Here is a 15466-nt window from a genome sequence, read left to right as displayed (position 1 = left end):
ATTCGCAAGTACATTTTCCTCCTATAATATCAAATCATTCCCAACTTATTTTTTCCTTCAATTTATCGCTAGCTTATCAAAGAATAAAACTGTTATTTTAATTTAATGCGGCAAGCTATCTTTCCTAAAAGTATAGCTAAGTAAATGAAAACAAAAGTAGCAATTAAAGAAAAAAATAAATATGATGCCCCTGAATAAAACTCTTTGCTTACAAAATACCTGCCTAACGGAACTATATAAATAAAAAATTCTATCCCCAACACAACACCAACAAAATTTATAATTATTAATTTTAGATGGGGGCTCTTTCTATTTTCTATATCCGTTGGTAATACATTTCCCATATTATCCGTATTAGAGCGTCCTAATAAATTAGTATTTTGGCGATCAAACTCACTATTTCTAATAGTAGAATTTTGAGCAAATTTTTGTTGTTTTTCTCTATCCCCCATAACTACTCCTCTTTTCTAAAAAGTATTTGTGAAAATAATATTTCTTTAACTGTTTAAAAATCTTTTTGGGTTTCGAATTACACTGTCGAATCTTCTGATTGGTTTCAACCACTGATCAATTTTGAGAAATTGTCTTCTGGTTTAGACACTCAGCTTTATGACTAGCCCTTCAATGTTTACCTGAACATTAGTACTAATCATTTTAGCTTTTTACTTTAGCTTCATCATTTTATTATAATATAAAGATAAAGATTTGGTACCCCATTAAAACATACTACATTGATTAAGTTAGATATTTCCTCTTTAAAACCGTACGTTAATACAGCAAAAAAAGAGATGCGTCAACATCCCTTTTTTAGTTGAATCGTTTATTACTCAGCAAAACTCTATTTTACTCCTTATAAATCTACGCGTTCAAAGCGTTTTGACGCTATTTTATAAGCTAGAAATGTAAAGACACTATATATTATGATTCCAGCAATTAGAATAGGAGCCTGCTTTAACATTAGAGCCGGTGTCATACTATCCACCCACTGCATCCCCGGAACATAGGTGAAAGATTCCATTACAACGACAATAATCATTGCTGGTATAATGCCATATATAAAGGCTCGCCCAACCTTATACGCTGTTTTATAGAACTCCGTAAAGAAAAATAAATTGAATACAGCATATACAATCAATCCAAACCCGTAATAAGCGACGTTTGCTTCAATTCCAATCGGGTTACCCTCCGGCAGGATTAATGTTCTAAGATAGGCAAATGGTAAAGAAATAAGCAACTGTCCTAATTCTACAATTACGACCAGCACACATTTTGATTTTACAATATCTTTTTTTCTAACTGGCAGCAGTGCTGTATAAAAGGCATCGTGGTTTTCACGGGCATTATAAAATGTAATGAATGATGCTAAGCAGCCAAAGAAAAATACAATGCCGTACGGATAAGAAGGAATAATGATTAAACACCCTAATAACATAAACACGTACAGTGTTGGATGCGCACATAAACGAAATTCCTTATAAAGCAGATTAGTCACTGTAGTTCCTCCTTTCAGTACGAATCATAATTTCTTCCAGTGACAGCTCCTGTTCATTTGGCTTTTTGAGCTGTTGAAATGATTTTATAAATGTCTCTTTCGCCGCACTTAATAATATTCTGCCATTTTTGATATAAGTAATGTCATCTGCACATTTATCCAGGTCTGAGGTAATATGGGTGGAGAACAGTATTGATCTTTTCCCATCCTTTACCAGATATTTAAACAAATCTAATAAGTCCTCACGTGCGACAGGATCCAAGCCACTGGTTGGTTCATCAAAAATCAGCAGGTCCGCATGGTGGGATAATGCTAAGGTAATCAAATATTTTACTTTCATACCTGCAGAAAGCTGATTAACACGTTTGCCCGCATCCAAATCAAACATTTCCATATATTTCTGGTAGGCATGGTCATCCCACTCTTTGTAAAAACGGCGAGTGACCGACGTAATATCAGATAATTTTTTATACTGATAAAAGTCTATCCCTCCAAGAACGACACCGATTTTTTGTTTACATCTTGCCTCTTCTTTTCTGAAGTCAGTATCAAACATTCGGATGGTTCCTTCATCAGGAGAAACCATATTAAGCATGGCCTTCAACGCCGTACTTTTCCCTGCGCCGTTTTTCCCAATCAACCCCATAATTTTTCCCTCTTGTAGTGAAAAAGAAATCCGTTCTAATGTGAATTTAGGGTATTTTTTTGTTAAATTATGAACCTCTAGCAACATGCTATTCACCGCCCCTTTCAGGATAGAAGTTATCCATAATTTCTTTCGCCGCCTGCATAAAGGAATCGGCCGGCAGCAACGCAATTCCTTGTGATGCTGGCCTTGTATCACCCAATACTACCAATCTCTCGCCAGCTTCCCATTTCAATAAATCTCTCGCTTGTTTGGGAATAACAACCTGCCCTCGTTCCCCCAAGACCGCTGTTCCAAAAAGATGTTTCCCTTTGGGTGCCATCCCGACTTCTTGATTTTCTCCGTCAAAATGAAGCAAGTCATCGATTGTTACATCATACAAACCAGCCAATGCGTCACAGTTGATAACGTCCGGAATTGACTCACCATTTTCCCACTTTGCCACAGCCTGCCGTGATACGCCGATTTTATCCGCCACTTCTTCAATAGTCATGTGACTAACTTTTCTTAGATACACAAGATTCTTTTTTATATTGATTTTCTTATTTATAATCTTATTCATACTTTTCATACCTCCTTTACATCTTAATTTTACCGCCTGTAGTAAAGATTACAACCAACTGCGAATAACATTTTTTGTTCTATTTAGTTGCAAAGGATAATCCGGAAATAGCTGCACTTGTGTAATCTTCTAAAAAAAGTGAGACAATAATCAGAAAACAACTGATCATTGTCTCACTCTTTTCATTTCCATAGGATTTCTCTCTCAATCAATAACTGCTTTTCTAGGTGACCTTCTTTATCGGAACCCAAAATTCATATCGGCTTCCTTCCTTGGTGTTGAAATTTTCTCTTTCTATCAATACATATTGACTATCCCCACTATCATAACGAATATATCCTTGAGGTATAGCTACATTCTTTTCATACTTTCCACACTGTCCAAGTCCACGCTCCCCAAGCGCCTCCTCTTCAGTCCGCAGCCATTTCGTTGTTACTACCAGAAATTCGCACTCTGGAAATTTGTTCATCTTGTATCCCTTGGGAATTTCATCTACACTTTCACTTTCAATCATAGAGCCAATAAAGTAAATAAGATTGCTGGAGTTGTTGTTATGATAAATAACCATTGGCTGATTATTTTTTTGTTGATAGGGTTTGATCTTGTCAAACCCTCCAGCTTCAAAAAAGTTATTCCAAATAGTAACAAAATCAGCGTCTTCAATAGCTCCAACTATTTCATTTTCTATCCCAAGAAAATGAAACGCTTCTTGCTTTATATGAAAAATTTTAATATCTGATTTACTCAATATAATTACCTCCTATTGGTCTTTTTGTGCGTATCCAAACGATTTTCAGTCCATGAATTTTTTACTGTTGCCCTTTTCAAAAATTCTCTTGGAAAATCCGACTGTTTTCCTTTAAGGAAATAATTGCCATCTATTTTTCTTCACTAATTGTAGATTTCCTCTATTTGTTTTTGCTAATTCATTCTTAGCTGTAAATTCGAATCCGCTCTCGTTTTCTTTTATTGAATACACCTCTTCTCCCTCGTAAGTAGCTATCGTTAGAATATTTTCATTAATCACATACTGATAGTTTTGATATCCTGAAAATGCAGAGCCTAAATTAGCAGCACTGAGATTCACCTCTTCTTTAGAAAAAGTAACTGTATATACAATCTCTATAGGCGACGTCTTTTTCATTTCCCATGTATTATTTTCTAAAGTAGTTTGCAGGCTTTCTTTCTTAAAAATATAATTAGTACATAGAAATACAAGCGCAAGGGCAAAACATATGATACCTGCGATAGAGAAAATATTGAGTGAAAACTTGTTCTTTTTAGAATTTAAGTACATAAAACACCTGCCATTCTACTCCTTTTTAAAAACTTTTATTTATCGAAAGCTTCTAACATCCCTTGCTAGAAGTACTTCGCAAAAAATTTTGATGCCCACAAGCCATACCAGCATGAAAGTAATAGTAAAAATAATTCTAAAAACAGCCAGACTTTTACTGATACTAATAATGCTAACATTACTATTAAAGAGAAAAAAACAAGGAATGAACATGCGTACAATCTAAATATATAGCCAGGATTACCAGCGAATTTCATCTCATTTTTTGTGTATAGCTTCCAGCCTAAAAGGCCAAAACGTATCACAACAGCCTTCTTACTAATGGTTCTTTTCATGCTTCGCCCTCCTTTTAGTCCACTTTGAGAATCGAATATCCTCCCATATCACGGGGCGGATCGTATGTTCCATGCCATCCTACTAATACTCTATCCTTTGTATCCACATAATAAGTTGAACCTTTTTTTACATTAACTATTCCTCCGCCATAGGCAACCTTGAATTCTTCAGTCGCAGTTCGCTCGGCTGCTTCATCCCATTTGTTGCTTGCCGGTCGTATCCCACTATTGCTCGCTGGCGGTGTCCACAATCCAGTCATCTCATCTTTTTCAATCATTTCTAAAACCCCTTTTCGCTACAAACACTTAACGTTCCATGTTTCTTTTTTTATTATTCTTTCCAGAAAAAAATAGTTTTAGTTCCAACTTTCATCATTAGCAAGTGCCTGCTCAAGCTGCTTGTTTTTTACTCTTTTGAAGGATAATACCTTCCCTAATTATTAACTATCCCCCCTATTTCTAAGTAGAACAAAAAGAAACAATATTTTTCATCATATCTTGGTAGCAACGTTGGCTGATTTCCTCATTTCCACCTAGTATCAGTTTGCTCGTACGATGCGGTCCTCCGATTGAGTGCCCTGCCTCTTCATATATAACTAATTCTGTTTTCAGGGGTTGTCTGCTTTCTTTTATTTCCTTAGCCATTTGATCAGAATGCCAGAGCATATCCTGCCCGCCAGCAATCAGCAGCAGTTCTCCAGCAAAATTTTCGCTTTTGATCCGAGCCTCTTCTTTATTATCACTCAAATGAACACTTTGCTCATAAAGCTTTCGAAATGTTACTGGCTTTTTTCTAATCATCCCTAAGAGATACTTTGCAAACGGAATGATTGTGGATAAATGAAATTCTTTTCTTAGCTTCATCAAAGAAATGTATGAAAAAGGCTGTTCTTTTTTAGTCCAAGACGAGACCTCAACACTCATCTCACCTAAACCCCAAAAAACATGATTACTGGGTACGATACCTACAATTTTATCAATTTCATTACTGTATGCACTACCCAAAAGCAAGACTAATTCTGCTCCCTTAGACTCACCGATAACTATTAATTTAGTTGGATTTTTAAAGGTTTGATTAATAAGTGTGCTCGCTTCTTCACCTAATTCCATGCGATTCTTTTATCTTAAGTATCCAACATAACATCGTAAAAGAAAAGCTATTCTTGGTATCTTCGCTTCTACCTAAATTAATTTTGTTACTAAATAGCTGCAATAGCTTATTCACTCCTAAGTTGAGCATTTGAAATTATGTATAGGAGGTTGTGACAAAAGTGTTCAGCTCCGAGAAATAAGAAGAATAATACGAAAATAGCTTCTCATATTTTTGAGATTATTCAGCTTATTTCCGAGAAAGCTGCTTTTGGAATACCGTTTATTCGGTTTTAGAGATGTCAAAAGTCTGGGATTTTGTTTATGTCCCAGACTCTCTGTAGTGTTCACAATCACTTAGAAAAGTTAAAAAAATGGAAAATTAAAATTCAACATAAAATATTGTGCGATATTCAAGAATTCTTTCATCTCAATTTTACCAATAACTTCTGCATTACGATTTCCACTAAGTGTGTAATCCAACGAATATACTTGTTTAGTATTAACTTTACTATCCTTTTGTAAGATTTTACTATGTATGGGAATAAAATATGGACGTTTTTTTCGGTTGAAGTAATAAGACAAACAATGATTAGATTCGAAGACAAGTTGTATTCATCACGGCTCATAACTAATGCTGGTCGCCTTTTTTGAATTTCACTACCTTTAGAAGAATCAAAATTAATAATAACAATATCACCTTGCTTAATCATCTAGCTCGCTGACTTTTGGAACAAAATTCATAGCCAGCTTATCCTCGTCATCTACAAAATCACCTTTTTCTGCATTTTGAAAAAAATCTTCTGCTTTGGGAATTAAAGAGATAATTCCTTCATCATCCTTATAATAGTAAAATTCTTGTCCCTCTTTTACAGCTAATTTGCTCGCTAAAGTAACCATGATTGCATTCCCTTGTTTTCTCGCTTTCACTGTTTCCATATGATCCCCCTCATCAATCATATTTTATCACGTAATTACAATAATTTTTCTTAAAAATACCATTTAACATTACTAATAACAGAATTACAATAAACTATTACACTTAACATTTACTTCAAAGGATTGCCCATAACACATACAACTTTTCAAAAAGATTGATTACAGTCATTAAAAAAATCAGAAAAAGAGAGCAAAGCAACAAATAAAGAATTGCCTTACGCTCAAAATCAAAATACATTTACGATATTATAGCGTGAAAACTTTATCAAAATGTAGATTATTGATCATACTATTCCTGGTTGTTTCTTTATTCATTGACTATGTATTTCCCTATACGAAAAAAACATCGAACTTTTTTGTCCGATGCTTTTTTCGCTTATCGTTGTCTGCTGCTTTTCTTTAGTATCTTTCACTAATGATATGCTGGTTTATAGTCTTCCTGTTCTATAACCTGCTTCATCCTTTTAGTCTTTATTCATTTCTGCAATGGCTCGCAAACCGGCACCAATGACGCCGGCATTATTTTCAAACTTCGTCATTTCTAATCCTTCAAGACTGGTTTTCTGTGCTTCAATGAGTTCTTTCGCCAGCTTTACCTTCAGTAGATCCAGCATATCAGGATTCTGTTGTAAAACACTGCCGCCAAAGACAATTTTCTGCGGATCAAGGATACAGATTAACGCATAAATACCATGGGTCAAAGAATCGGACCATTGCTGAATCAGCTCCACAGCCTTCGGGTCTTTCCGATGATAGCGCTGAAAGACTTCTTCTGTAGTCAGCGTGCCGTCATTATAGGCCTCTCTGGCAGCTTCTGCCAACGCCGGACCAGAAGCCAGCTTTTCCAGTCTTCCTAAAGACTGCTGTCCATTCCGAACAGGCAGCAGTCCTAGTTCTCCGGCAAAGCCTTTGCCCCGTAAGAAGGTTCCGCCGTTAATAATTGCTGCGGAAATTCCTGTACTAACTGTTAGAAAAACCAACAAGTCATCTGCTGCTAGTCCTGATGTGCCCCACTCTGCATAAGCTGCCTGATACACATCATTGTCCAAGGCAATATGTTCACAATTGGAGTAGCGCTCTTGCAGCCGCGCGACGATTGGAAAGTTTTCCCATGGTAAATTATTCTGAAAAACCGCAATGCCGTTTTTCCGATCGACTAATCCTGGTACGCCAATACCGAAAGAAATCTTTTCTTCATGCAATTCGCTTTTATCCAACAGCTCGTCAATAGCCTGGCACAGCCGCTCATACATTCCCTCTCTGGAGTTTATATTGCTGGGAATTCGAACCTCGTTTGTCACCTGTCCATCTTCAAAGACCAGACCTGCGGCAATTTTTGTACCGCCAATATCAATACCTATTGCCTTTTTCATATTATTTCCTCCGCTACTGATACTTTCTATTATAGTCCCATAGCAACACAAGAAGTCCTATTAAGCCCGCCAGCATAGCCAGCAGCCCAGAATAACCAATATGCTTCTGACCTAGAAAAACCAGAATCAGACAAAGGAAAAAGACACCTGCTTTTAATCCAGAGATCAATCGTTTATCCATCATAATCCCTCCAAATAATTTCCCCTGGTTTCAGTTCAAACACTTCATGCTTCCCGCCTATTAAATAAACCAGCGCCGTCTCCGCCTGATTATGATTATTAACTACTACATATTTTTGAATACCAGGATAGGCATGGACTTCAACATTTGGGTTTTCGCTATACCACTCATTTAAACGGTCTTCTTGACCTGCTGCATAAAATAATGCCCGCAGCAGTAAATCACTGTTCTCCGGAGAATATGGTAGACCACTGATGTACACACTTCGTCCTCTTCCAAACTGATTCGCTGCCAGTTGAACTGATCCTTCCTGAATGTTAAGAATCTCCGTTTCAGTATGAAGTGAAAAAATATTTTTCTGCCCTTCACCGAAATCAAAGCTTTGGCAATGCTTCGTGATGAAATGCTCTGGCTGCTCTTCATGAAAATATTTATCTGTTGATAAAGAGAAACCTTGTTCTTTTTCCACACCCAGCAGAGAAGCCAGTTGGAAGTAACGTCCATTCTTTTGAAAAGCACTAGGCTCTCCTACACCAATGAAACCGCCGCCCTGATTGACCCATGAGAAAATCGTCTGAATCAGCTCAGGGTCTTCCCATGCTGCTCCGCCTGAGTATGCTGTATAGCCATCACCTGCGTTGATTAAAACATCAATATCCTCAGGTATTCCCGCTTTGATTTCATCAAAGGTAAAGAACTCTACTGCAACTTTCTGACCAGATAAGGCTTCAAGAATACCGTTATAGCTATAGATTTGCTGATACCATAAAGCGTGAGCGACCATATGAGTCTGCCATGAACGCAGTTTCCCCCAGGCATTGACAATCCCTATCTTTAGACCCGTATAAGGTGCAACATCTTTGATTTTTTCATATAAATCTCTAAATTCATCCGCTACTTCTGCAATATACTCGACAAAATCCGGGAACTGGTTAGCCAGACTCAAATAGCCGCCGTAGCCAATTCGATCAACCGGCTTTCTTAAGATAGCGCGGCGGGCAGTCAGCCAATTCTCTCTAGCCTCTGCAGTGGGATCATTGCCTTCCTTGAAAACATCTGGAAAGAAGTAAGGCAAAAATCTGCCTTCTGTATACTTCACATGAGGAATTTCAGATATTAACCGCAATGTCGTACCATTCCCTACACTGCCCACAACCGCATCTATACCGATATCCTTAAAATACTTACCGTAAGGCTCTGTGCCAATCCAGTTATCACCAAGAAACATCATCGCTTCTTTGCCGCTCTCATGAGTGAGATCTACCAGCGCTTTTGCTTCCTCTGCGACAAACTTCTGAATAAAATCAATATAGTCCAGATACGCTTGGCTCGGTGTCCTAAAGGTAGAATTATAATAGCCTTCGTCCACAAAATCCTCTGGCGTCAAGGCATACCCTTTCGCCTTTTCAAACTCCTGTAGAGCATCAACTGATACGGTGCCGCCATAACCAAACCAGTCAACAAATTTCTCTTTGCCCAGCTGATTGAAAAACAAGGTGAAGTGATAAAAGAAGGTTGTAAAACGAACCACATCTGTATCTGGATTTTCCGCCAGCCAATTTTTCAGAAACTCTGCCATATATCCTTTTGAAAAATCCTTACGTACATCAAAGGGAATATCATGAGGCTTATCGCCCCAGTCATTTGTTATATGATTATACATCTGTGTTGGATCCCAAATCATGTACGCTAGAAAAGACACCGTATATTCATGAAATGCAGTGATATTTTGTACGATTACTTGATTAGCTGCGGCTTCATAGTGCCAGTCAGCTGCTGGAACGACTTCTCCTGTTGTCCGGTCACGAACCTCCCAGAAATGCTTTGGGTCGTCATCATAATTGGGCTTGATTTGTTCTTCAAAAAATCCATTGAGAAAAGGAATCGTTACTGTTGCATCTGTTGCCGTCACACGCTCACTAAGGAGATACAGCTGCTGGACTTCTTCTAAATGCTCCTGAATGAACTCATTATGCCCCCGGGCAACAAAATAGGTAGTGTAGATTTTTGCTTTCAATTGTTTGAGTCCTTCATCCAGCTTGGTCCCGTCGCTATCCCGAATGGCATCTGCTCCCCAGAGCTTCATCAGACGTTTCGTTTCTTCTAAGTAATTTCCTTCACTGGGAATTGTCACTCGTCCCTTATTTGTCATTCTAAATCCCCCTATTCCTTATTTCCGCCAACGGTCATTCCTTGTGTCAATTGCTTTTGCACAAGAATGTAGAGAATCAGTGTCGGCAGCATAACAATCACTAACCCTGCATAGAGCTGACCATAATTAGCAGCCGCCTTTTGCCCAGCCATTAAATTAATTAGTCCTACAGAAAGGGTTTTATTTTCACCTGGCAACAGAGTCAGTGCAATGATGTACTCATTCCAAAAGCTCAGGAAATTGAATAGAATCACTGTGATAATACTTGGCTTTGCCAGCGGTGCCATAACAACCAGTAATGTCTTGAAAAAGCCGGCGCCATCGATATAGGCTGCTTCCTCATAAGCTGTGGAAAGCGTTCGGAAATAATTCGACAGCAGGTAAATTGTAAATGGCAAAGCAGTCGCTGCATAGACTACTGCCAAAACAAAGAGATTATCGATGAGAAAAGCACTGCCGATAGTTTGGCGCAGCGCATTGTCGCCGTCCAGCAGCATCAGGAAAATAGGAACCACAATATAATTAGAGTTGATAAACAGCCCCATCATAAACAACGTATTCAAAAATCCTCTGCCTTTGAATTTAAAGCGGGCCAGCACATAGGCTGCCGGCAGCGCTACAACAATTAAAATGACTAACGCAGTTAATGTTACAATAACTGAATTCAACATATAGGAACCCATATTGGCTTTTTCAAAAGCACCTATGAAGTTCTCAATATAGAAGCCCTTCGGCATTGACCACGGATTACCATAAAATTCAGAATTTTCTTTGATTGAAGCGAAAAATACCCAAGCGATTGGAACTAGAATGGATACAGCTAAAGTAATCAGCGCAACATAGACAAAGATTTTATAGACTCGATTGCCGTTCTTTGCTTTCATATCCATTCCTCCTAGAATTCGTAAACTTCACGTTTGGTTACTTTGTTTAGTACTGCCGATAAAATAAATGAGAAGGTAAACACAACTACCCCAATTGCCATCCCATAGCCATAGGAAGAATTGGTATATGCTTGTTTATACATGTAGCTCAGGAATACTTCTGTTGAGCCGTCCGGTCCGCCGTTAGTCATTGCTTTTACTAACAGAAAACTCAAATTGATGGTACTGATGACAAAGAAGGTCAACGTTGTCCGAATCGTATTCCAGGTTAGCGGCAGCGTAATATCGAAGAATTGCCGGAGTGCGCCTGCTCCTTCTAGAGCAGAAGCTTCATACAGACTTTCAGGAATAGAAGCCATCGAAGCCATGTACATCACCATGTAATACCCAATCGCTTGCCAAATCAGTGCAAAAGCGATGCTGTAAATGACAATTTTCTGATCGCCAAGCCACATCTGCTGAAGATTTTCCAATTTCAGCGCCCCGAAAAGATTGTTCAGCAAGCCGCTGCTGGGGTCATAAATAGCGGAAAAGATTGCCGCAATAACGACTATTGATAAAATATTAGGGATATAGAAAATTACCCGGAAAAGATTCACTCCTTTGAACTTCTCCCGTGTCAGTATGGAAGCAAATATCAGCGCCAATAATAACGTAATAATAGTAACGAGGACAATCAGCAAAATTGTATTTTGAAAGGACCGGAAGAAAGCCATATCCTTAATTAGAATCTTAAAATTATCCAAACCGACAAATGTTTTTTCAGGAGAATAACCGCCCCATTTAAACATCGACATGAAGAAGACATTGACTGTCGGATAGACCATGAAAATCAGAATCAGCAAAACTGCCGGAATCAGACAAAGCGTAATAAAAATCCGCTGCTGCTTTTTTCTGTTCATCTGGACCTCCTCCTTTTTTATATATTTTTAAATTTTAGTTATTACAAATTTTTATAAACTATTTTTATGACTAGGAAAGGCCAAGGCAGCAATGTACCTCAGCCTTAAGACAATCTATTCAGAGGCCTCTCTTAATTTATCAGAAGCTTCAACAACGCTATCCTGCCATTCCTTCACTGTTTTATCGCCGGAAACCACACTGTTGATTGTTTCAAACAAGGTATCGCGAATACTTACGCCTTCAACGCTCGCTGCATTGGCAAAGCCGCCCATAACAGCTTTTGCACCGTCATCATAGATACTGTAAAACAGCTTATTGTCTCCAGTTAATTTATCGGACATCCCTTGAATTGGCTGGATTGCGCCGACTTCCATAAAGATATCTGCCGCTTCATCAGAATACAAGTATGCAATAAATTCTTTTCCTGCATCCTTATGCTCTGCACCAGACGGCATCCAAACCTGTTCAAAGAAAGTATAAGAATAGCGGTCGCCGCCTGTGCTTTCGGCTGGCAACGCAGTCATGCCCCATGTGAAGCCGTCAGCTCGTGGCGCATCCTTCATTTCTTCTGGAACCCACGTTCCATTTGGCATGAAGATTGTTTTATCATCTAAAATCATCTGTTGATTCTTAGTAAAGTCTTGATCATTGGCATTTGCAACAGTGGTTGGTGCAGTGTATTCCGCCAGTTTTCCAACGATTTCAAACGCTTCTGTTGCTTCTTTTGAGTTCCAGGCACCCTTTTCATAGCTCATTGCTTCGTTAAAGAATTCTGGCCCGCCAGTAGCTGATAACAGACTGTACATGAAGGAATCCATATAGCCTGTTGTTGGATAAGTGAAAAGTGAAATATCTTCTTTTTTCGCTTTATCTCCTAATGCCCACATCTCATCCCAGGTCTGTGGTACTTCCCAGCCTTTTTCTTCTAGCAAGGCTGCATTATAAAACAGTCCAGTAGGTGAATAGAACATCGGTGCCAAATATGTTTTTCCATCATTGTACGGATTAGTTGCCAGTGTATCTGTAAAACCGGAAATCAGTTTGTCAGAAACCTTCTTCTCTTCACCAGGAACAGTCATTGATAAAACATCAGTCAAATCTTCTAGATTCTTATCCTTGATAAAGGTTTCTGTAAGACCCGCTTCACGGCCAGTTGCCAGTAAAATCACATCCGGGTAATTGCCGGCTTTCATATTCGGACTAATGACATCCTCCAGCTTCTTGTCAATCGTCAATTCAACTGTTACATCAGGATTTTGGGCTTCATATGCTTCTTTGATTTTATCCCACATGTCTGCACCGTAGGCAGATTCTAAAGCTGCTACTTTGATGACTTCTTTTCCATCCCCGCTATCTGAAGCACCTGTATCCGAGGTTTTACCGCCACCACATGCACTAAGTGTTAATGCAGCTAAAGCTAAAACAGAGGTCAGACCTAAAAATTTTTTCATGATTGACTCCTCCTATATTTGATGGTTTCAGTATAACAGGTTGGAAAGCGCTTTATTTTTGAACAATTGCTGGTTTTTTTATAATTATTGAAGAAAACCCTTACAATAAATATATTGAAAACAATCATTGGATACCTCGATGCATTTTCCGGTACTTCATCGGTGAAACACCCATCTCTTTTTTGAAAGCCTGATTAAAGTAAGACTGTGAAGTAAACCCTGTGATTGATGCAATATCTGCAATTTGATAATCCGTACTCTCCAACAACTCCCTAGTGTTTTCAATTCTTTTTTTCATCAGATAGTTCATCGGTGTCGTGTGATAATTTTGTTTGAAGGTATGAATAATATAGTATTTATCTAAATGAATCGTTGCTGCAATATCCTCCAGTGAAAGCTGTTCTTTAAAATGCAGGTCGATAAACTCCTTGATTAGCACACTGTCTTTACTGACGCTTTTGTTTTCCACCGGTACCAGCGTAAATTTCTGATCCCGATAGATTTTGATGACTATCGTTTCTGCCAACCGCTTTAGTGCTGCTTCATAGCCCCAGCCTTTCTGATTCATTTCAGCAATAGCAAGCTTCAAAAATGGCAGTAAATCTCCCATGTGATCATGGAAAATGAAATGCTGTTTATCTCCTGATGATTTCTTTTCAAATTTAATATTATTAATCCCAATTACTACATACCACAAAGGATATTCTCCAGATGAGGTTTCGGTATGCTGAACATAAGGATTGACGATGATGATATCCCGATCCTTTATTGGATACTTTTCATTTTCGACGATAAAATTGCCCTTTCCGCTTAGAACTATCAGTATCTCTGTAAAGTAATGGGAATGGATAGAAGAATGCCACTCTTCCTCAGAATATTTGGATTGTCGTATATAAATCAGTTCACTCTTTTTTAACAGGTTATCAATATCTTCAGTCATTAATTCCGCCTCCATTCATACATCTGAATCATATCGGTAATTGAAAGCTCTTTCAAGTGAATTATTCAATTATTGGTTATCTTTTGATGCTCTCCTTCAGTGGATACTCGCTAAGATAGTAATAAAAGATATCCAAGGCTCTATCGCCGAACAAACGGTGTTCCAGTCTTGACATACTTCGAGAATCGCAACGCAGTGAGAACCATAGACACGCTTGTAGGAATCGAATGTTTCGGCTTGAAAAACATTTGATCTTAGCGACAGCAAACGCACTCCACTTCGTTCCAATCTCATCAATCTCTAAGTAGACAATCCCCTAAGAATTGAAGGACTTCTCTACGCTACGATAGCATCAATATCTACGTGCTAACGCACTAGAATTGGCGTTCTCAGAAATAAGTCAAGCGACACTAAAAATAGGCGCTGCTCCAGATAGGGTTCAATTAGCAGCTACTCGGTTCTCTCACAGTATTACTTGGCAATTTTTGATTCGTCCACCTTATTGTTGTGGTACACCGCAAAGGACGCTCGGATGTTTATCAGTACCTACCTGCTTCTCTAAGCAAAACACTTCTGTCCTATCCTCATTTCAGAATTTTTTTAAAGTCTACTTTTTATTTTTTTTAATAAAGGATTAAAAATATAAAGTATTATTTTTTTATGATTTATTAAAAATTGATACTCCACACAACGAACCATTTGTTATAATTAATTATCTAAATAAATAAAAAGATATCAAAAAAAGTGTTATTATATTTTCGAGACAGAGTTGGGTCGGCTCATCTATTCCATATAATAGGAAGGGTGTTCGATTAACAGTTAGAAAAAGCAAAGAGGTTAAAAATAAAAAGGAGGAAAAGGTTGGATATAAAGTATAATGCAGCAGATTGGCAGGCGTTGAGCGAGGGTGTGGGCTTTATCGAAAGCATGGATCTCTTTTCTATGCTGAAGGAAGCCGACCGTCTCAGTGAACAGGCTGAACAGGCCTGCGCCGCCTATGATGCCGACCGTGCCATTCAAATAGATACCCCAGAAGAAAGCTATGAAGAGCTAGCCAATAGATTTGTCCTGTTAAATTTGGCGATGCGGCACATTCCGGATCAATTGTCAGGAGGAGTGGATTATCCCTTTGCCTCAGCGATGGATCAGGTCGTAGAAGGAATCAGCAACATGGATTTGATGGGCTACAGTACCAGTGCCAAAGGCTACTTTCCAGATCAGG

Annotated in this window: 18 protein-coding genes and 1 pseudogene; 1 reads left to right on the top strand and 18 read right to left on the bottom strand. The window is 38.4% G+C overall.

What is annotated here, in order from left to right:
* Positions 1–92: 92 nt before the first annotated feature.
* The 18 genes and pseudogenes from ACPWSO_RS17000 to ACPWSO_RS16915 all read right to left on the bottom strand — a co-directional run bounded on the left by ACPWSO_RS17000 (position 93) and on the right by ACPWSO_RS16915 (position 14244).
* The gene (locus tag ACPWSO_RS17000; protein WP_426084765.1) at positions 93–452 is read right to left on the bottom strand and encodes a hypothetical protein; all 360 of its coding nucleotides are present in this window, start codon (positions 450–452) and stop codon (positions 93–95) included.
* A gap of 398 nt (positions 453–850) precedes the next feature.
* Complete coding sequence (locus tag ACPWSO_RS16995; RefSeq protein WP_426084764.1) at positions 851–1492, bottom strand: ABC-2 transporter permease; 642 nt, start codon at positions 1490–1492, stop codon at positions 851–853.
* A complete protein-coding gene (locus ACPWSO_RS16990; RefSeq protein ID WP_426084763.1) occupies positions 1485–2225 on the bottom strand; it encodes an ABC transporter ATP-binding protein in 741 nt (246 codons plus the stop codon). The genes ACPWSO_RS16995 and ACPWSO_RS16990 overlap by 8 nt, the downstream gene beginning before the upstream one ends.
* 1 nt (position 2226) lies before the next feature.
* Positions 2227–2700, bottom strand: a complete 474-nt coding sequence (locus tag ACPWSO_RS16985) for a helix-turn-helix domain-containing protein (protein ID WP_426084762.1) — start codon at positions 2698–2700, stop codon at positions 2227–2229.
* A gap of 223 nt (positions 2701–2923) precedes the next feature.
* The gene (locus ACPWSO_RS16980; protein WP_426084761.1) at positions 2924–3448 is read right to left on the bottom strand and encodes a hypothetical protein; all 525 of its coding nucleotides are present in this window, start codon (positions 3446–3448) and stop codon (positions 2924–2926) included.
* Positions 3449–3559: 111 nt separating this feature from the next.
* A complete protein-coding gene (locus ACPWSO_RS16975) occupies positions 3560–3997 on the bottom strand; it encodes a hypothetical protein (RefSeq protein ID WP_426084760.1) in 438 nt (145 codons plus the stop codon).
* Positions 3998–4062: 65 nt separating this feature from the next.
* Positions 4063–4332 carry a hypothetical protein gene (locus tag ACPWSO_RS16970; protein ID WP_426084759.1) on the bottom strand — a complete coding sequence of 90 codons (270 nt, stop codon included), beginning with the start codon at positions 4330–4332 and terminating at the stop codon, positions 4063–4065.
* A gap of 14 nt (positions 4333–4346) precedes the next feature.
* On the bottom strand, positions 4347–4592 hold the full coding sequence (locus ACPWSO_RS16965; RefSeq protein WP_426084758.1) for a hypothetical protein: 246 nt from the start codon (positions 4590–4592) through the stop codon (positions 4347–4349).
* A 199-nt stretch (positions 4593–4791) separates the two neighbouring features.
* Entirely contained in the window at positions 4792–5442 is a 651-nt protein-coding gene (locus ACPWSO_RS16960; RefSeq protein ID WP_426084757.1) for an acyl-CoA thioester hydrolase/BAAT C-terminal domain-containing protein, read from the bottom strand.
* 345 nt (positions 5443–5787) lie between these two features.
* Positions 5788–6134, bottom strand: a pseudogene (locus ACPWSO_RS16955) (type II toxin-antitoxin system PemK/MazF family toxin).
* Positions 6127–6360, bottom strand: a complete 234-nt coding sequence (gene mazE / locus ACPWSO_RS16950) for a type II toxin-antitoxin system PemI/MazE family antitoxin (protein ID WP_426084756.1) — start codon at positions 6358–6360, stop codon at positions 6127–6129. Before mazE ends, ACPWSO_RS16955 begins: the two are co-directional and overlap by 8 nt.
* Before the next feature lie 464 nt (positions 6361–6824).
* Complete coding sequence (locus ACPWSO_RS16945; protein ID WP_426084755.1) at positions 6825–7733, bottom strand: ROK family protein; 909 nt, start codon at positions 7731–7733, stop codon at positions 6825–6827.
* Between the two features lie 13 nt (positions 7734–7746).
* Positions 7747–7914 carry a DUF6903 family protein gene (locus ACPWSO_RS16940; RefSeq protein WP_426084754.1) on the bottom strand — a complete coding sequence of 56 codons (168 nt, stop codon included), beginning with the start codon at positions 7912–7914 and terminating at the stop codon, positions 7747–7749.
* Positions 7907–10066 (bottom strand): 1,3-beta-galactosyl-N-acetylhexosamine phosphorylase, encoded by a 2160-nt coding sequence (gnpA, locus tag ACPWSO_RS16935; RefSeq protein ID WP_426084753.1) that lies wholly within the window; start codon positions 10064–10066, stop codon positions 7907–7909. The genes ACPWSO_RS16940 and gnpA overlap by 8 nt, the downstream gene beginning before the upstream one ends.
* A gap of 11 nt (positions 10067–10077) precedes the next feature.
* On the bottom strand, positions 10078–10950 hold the full coding sequence (locus ACPWSO_RS16930; protein ID WP_426084752.1) for a carbohydrate ABC transporter permease: 873 nt from the start codon (positions 10948–10950) through the stop codon (positions 10078–10080).
* 11 nt (positions 10951–10961) lie between these two features.
* Positions 10962–11852, bottom strand: a complete 891-nt coding sequence (locus ACPWSO_RS16925; protein ID WP_426084751.1) for a carbohydrate ABC transporter permease — start codon at positions 11850–11852, stop codon at positions 10962–10964.
* 114 nt (positions 11853–11966) lie between these two features.
* On the bottom strand, positions 11967–13304 hold the full coding sequence (locus ACPWSO_RS16920) for a carbohydrate ABC transporter substrate-binding protein (protein WP_426084750.1): 1338 nt from the start codon (positions 13302–13304) through the stop codon (positions 11967–11969).
* A 124-nt stretch (positions 13305–13428) separates the two neighbouring features.
* Entirely contained in the window at positions 13429–14244 is an 816-nt protein-coding gene (locus ACPWSO_RS16915) for a helix-turn-helix domain-containing protein (RefSeq protein WP_426084749.1), read from the bottom strand.
* Between the two features lie 861 nt (positions 14245–15105).
* On the opposite strand from ACPWSO_RS16915, the gene ACPWSO_RS16910 reads away from it, so the two are divergent.
* Positions 15106–15466, top strand: a 361-nt coding sequence (locus ACPWSO_RS16910) for a hypothetical protein (protein WP_426084748.1), incomplete at its 3' end; no start/stop codon positions are given.

The organism is Enterococcus sp. LJL51, assembly GCF_049894025.1.
GTDB lineage: Bacteria > Bacillota > Bacilli > Lactobacillales > Enterococcaceae > Enterococcus_L.
Note: the sequence above shows the minus strand (reverse complement) of the source record. Positions and strands in the feature narration are given on the sequence as shown.

Bases quoted from the DNA above. Each gene is read 5' to 3' on its own strand.
- ACPWSO_RS16990 (WP_426084763.1), bottom strand. From the start codon at position 2,225: ATGTTGCTAGAGGTTCATAATTTAACAAAAAAATACCCTAAATTCACA.
- ACPWSO_RS17000 (WP_426084765.1), bottom strand. From the start codon at position 452: ATGGGGGATAGAGAAAAACAACAAAAATTTGCTCAAAATTCTACTATT.
- ACPWSO_RS16930 (WP_426084752.1), bottom strand. From the start codon at position 10,950: ATGAAAGCAAAGAACGGCAATCGAGTCTATAAAATCTTTGTCTATGTT.
- ACPWSO_RS16985 (WP_426084762.1), bottom strand. From the start codon at position 2,700: ATGAATAAGATTATAAATAAGAAAATCAATATAAAAAAGAATCTTGTG.
- ACPWSO_RS16945 (WP_426084755.1), bottom strand. From the start codon at position 7,733: ATGAAAAAGGCAATAGGTATTGATATTGGCGGTACAAAAATTGCCGCA.
- ACPWSO_RS16920 (WP_426084750.1), bottom strand. From the start codon at position 13,304: ATGAAAAAATTTTTAGGTCTGACCTCTGTTTTAGCTTTAGCTGCATTA.
- ACPWSO_RS16970 (WP_426084759.1), bottom strand. From the start codon at position 4,332: ATGAAAAGAACCATTAGTAAGAAGGCTGTTGTGATACGTTTTGGCCTT.
- ACPWSO_RS16960 (WP_426084757.1), bottom strand. From the start codon at position 5,442: ATGGAATTAGGTGAAGAAGCGAGCACACTTATTAATCAAACCTTTAAA.
- gnpA (WP_426084753.1), bottom strand. From the start codon at position 10,066: ATGACAAATAAGGGACGAGTGACAATTCCCAGTGAAGGAAATTACTTA.
- ACPWSO_RS16940 (WP_426084754.1), bottom strand. From the start codon at position 7,914: ATGGATAAACGATTGATCTCTGGATTAAAAGCAGGTGTCTTTTTCCTT.
- ACPWSO_RS16925 (WP_426084751.1), bottom strand. From the start codon at position 11,852: ATGAACAGAAAAAAGCAGCAGCGGATTTTTATTACGCTTTGTCTGATT.
- ACPWSO_RS16965 (WP_426084758.1), bottom strand. From the start codon at position 4,592: ATGACTGGATTGTGGACACCGCCAGCGAGCAATAGTGGGATACGACCG.
- ACPWSO_RS16915 (WP_426084749.1), bottom strand. From the start codon at position 14,244: ATGACTGAAGATATTGATAACCTGTTAAAAAAGAGTGAACTGATTTAT.
- ACPWSO_RS16975 (WP_426084760.1), bottom strand. From the start codon at position 3,997: ATGTACTTAAATTCTAAAAAGAACAAGTTTTCACTCAATATTTTCTCT.
- mazE (WP_426084756.1), bottom strand. From the start codon at position 6,360: ATGGAAACAGTGAAAGCGAGAAAACAAGGGAATGCAATCATGGTTACT.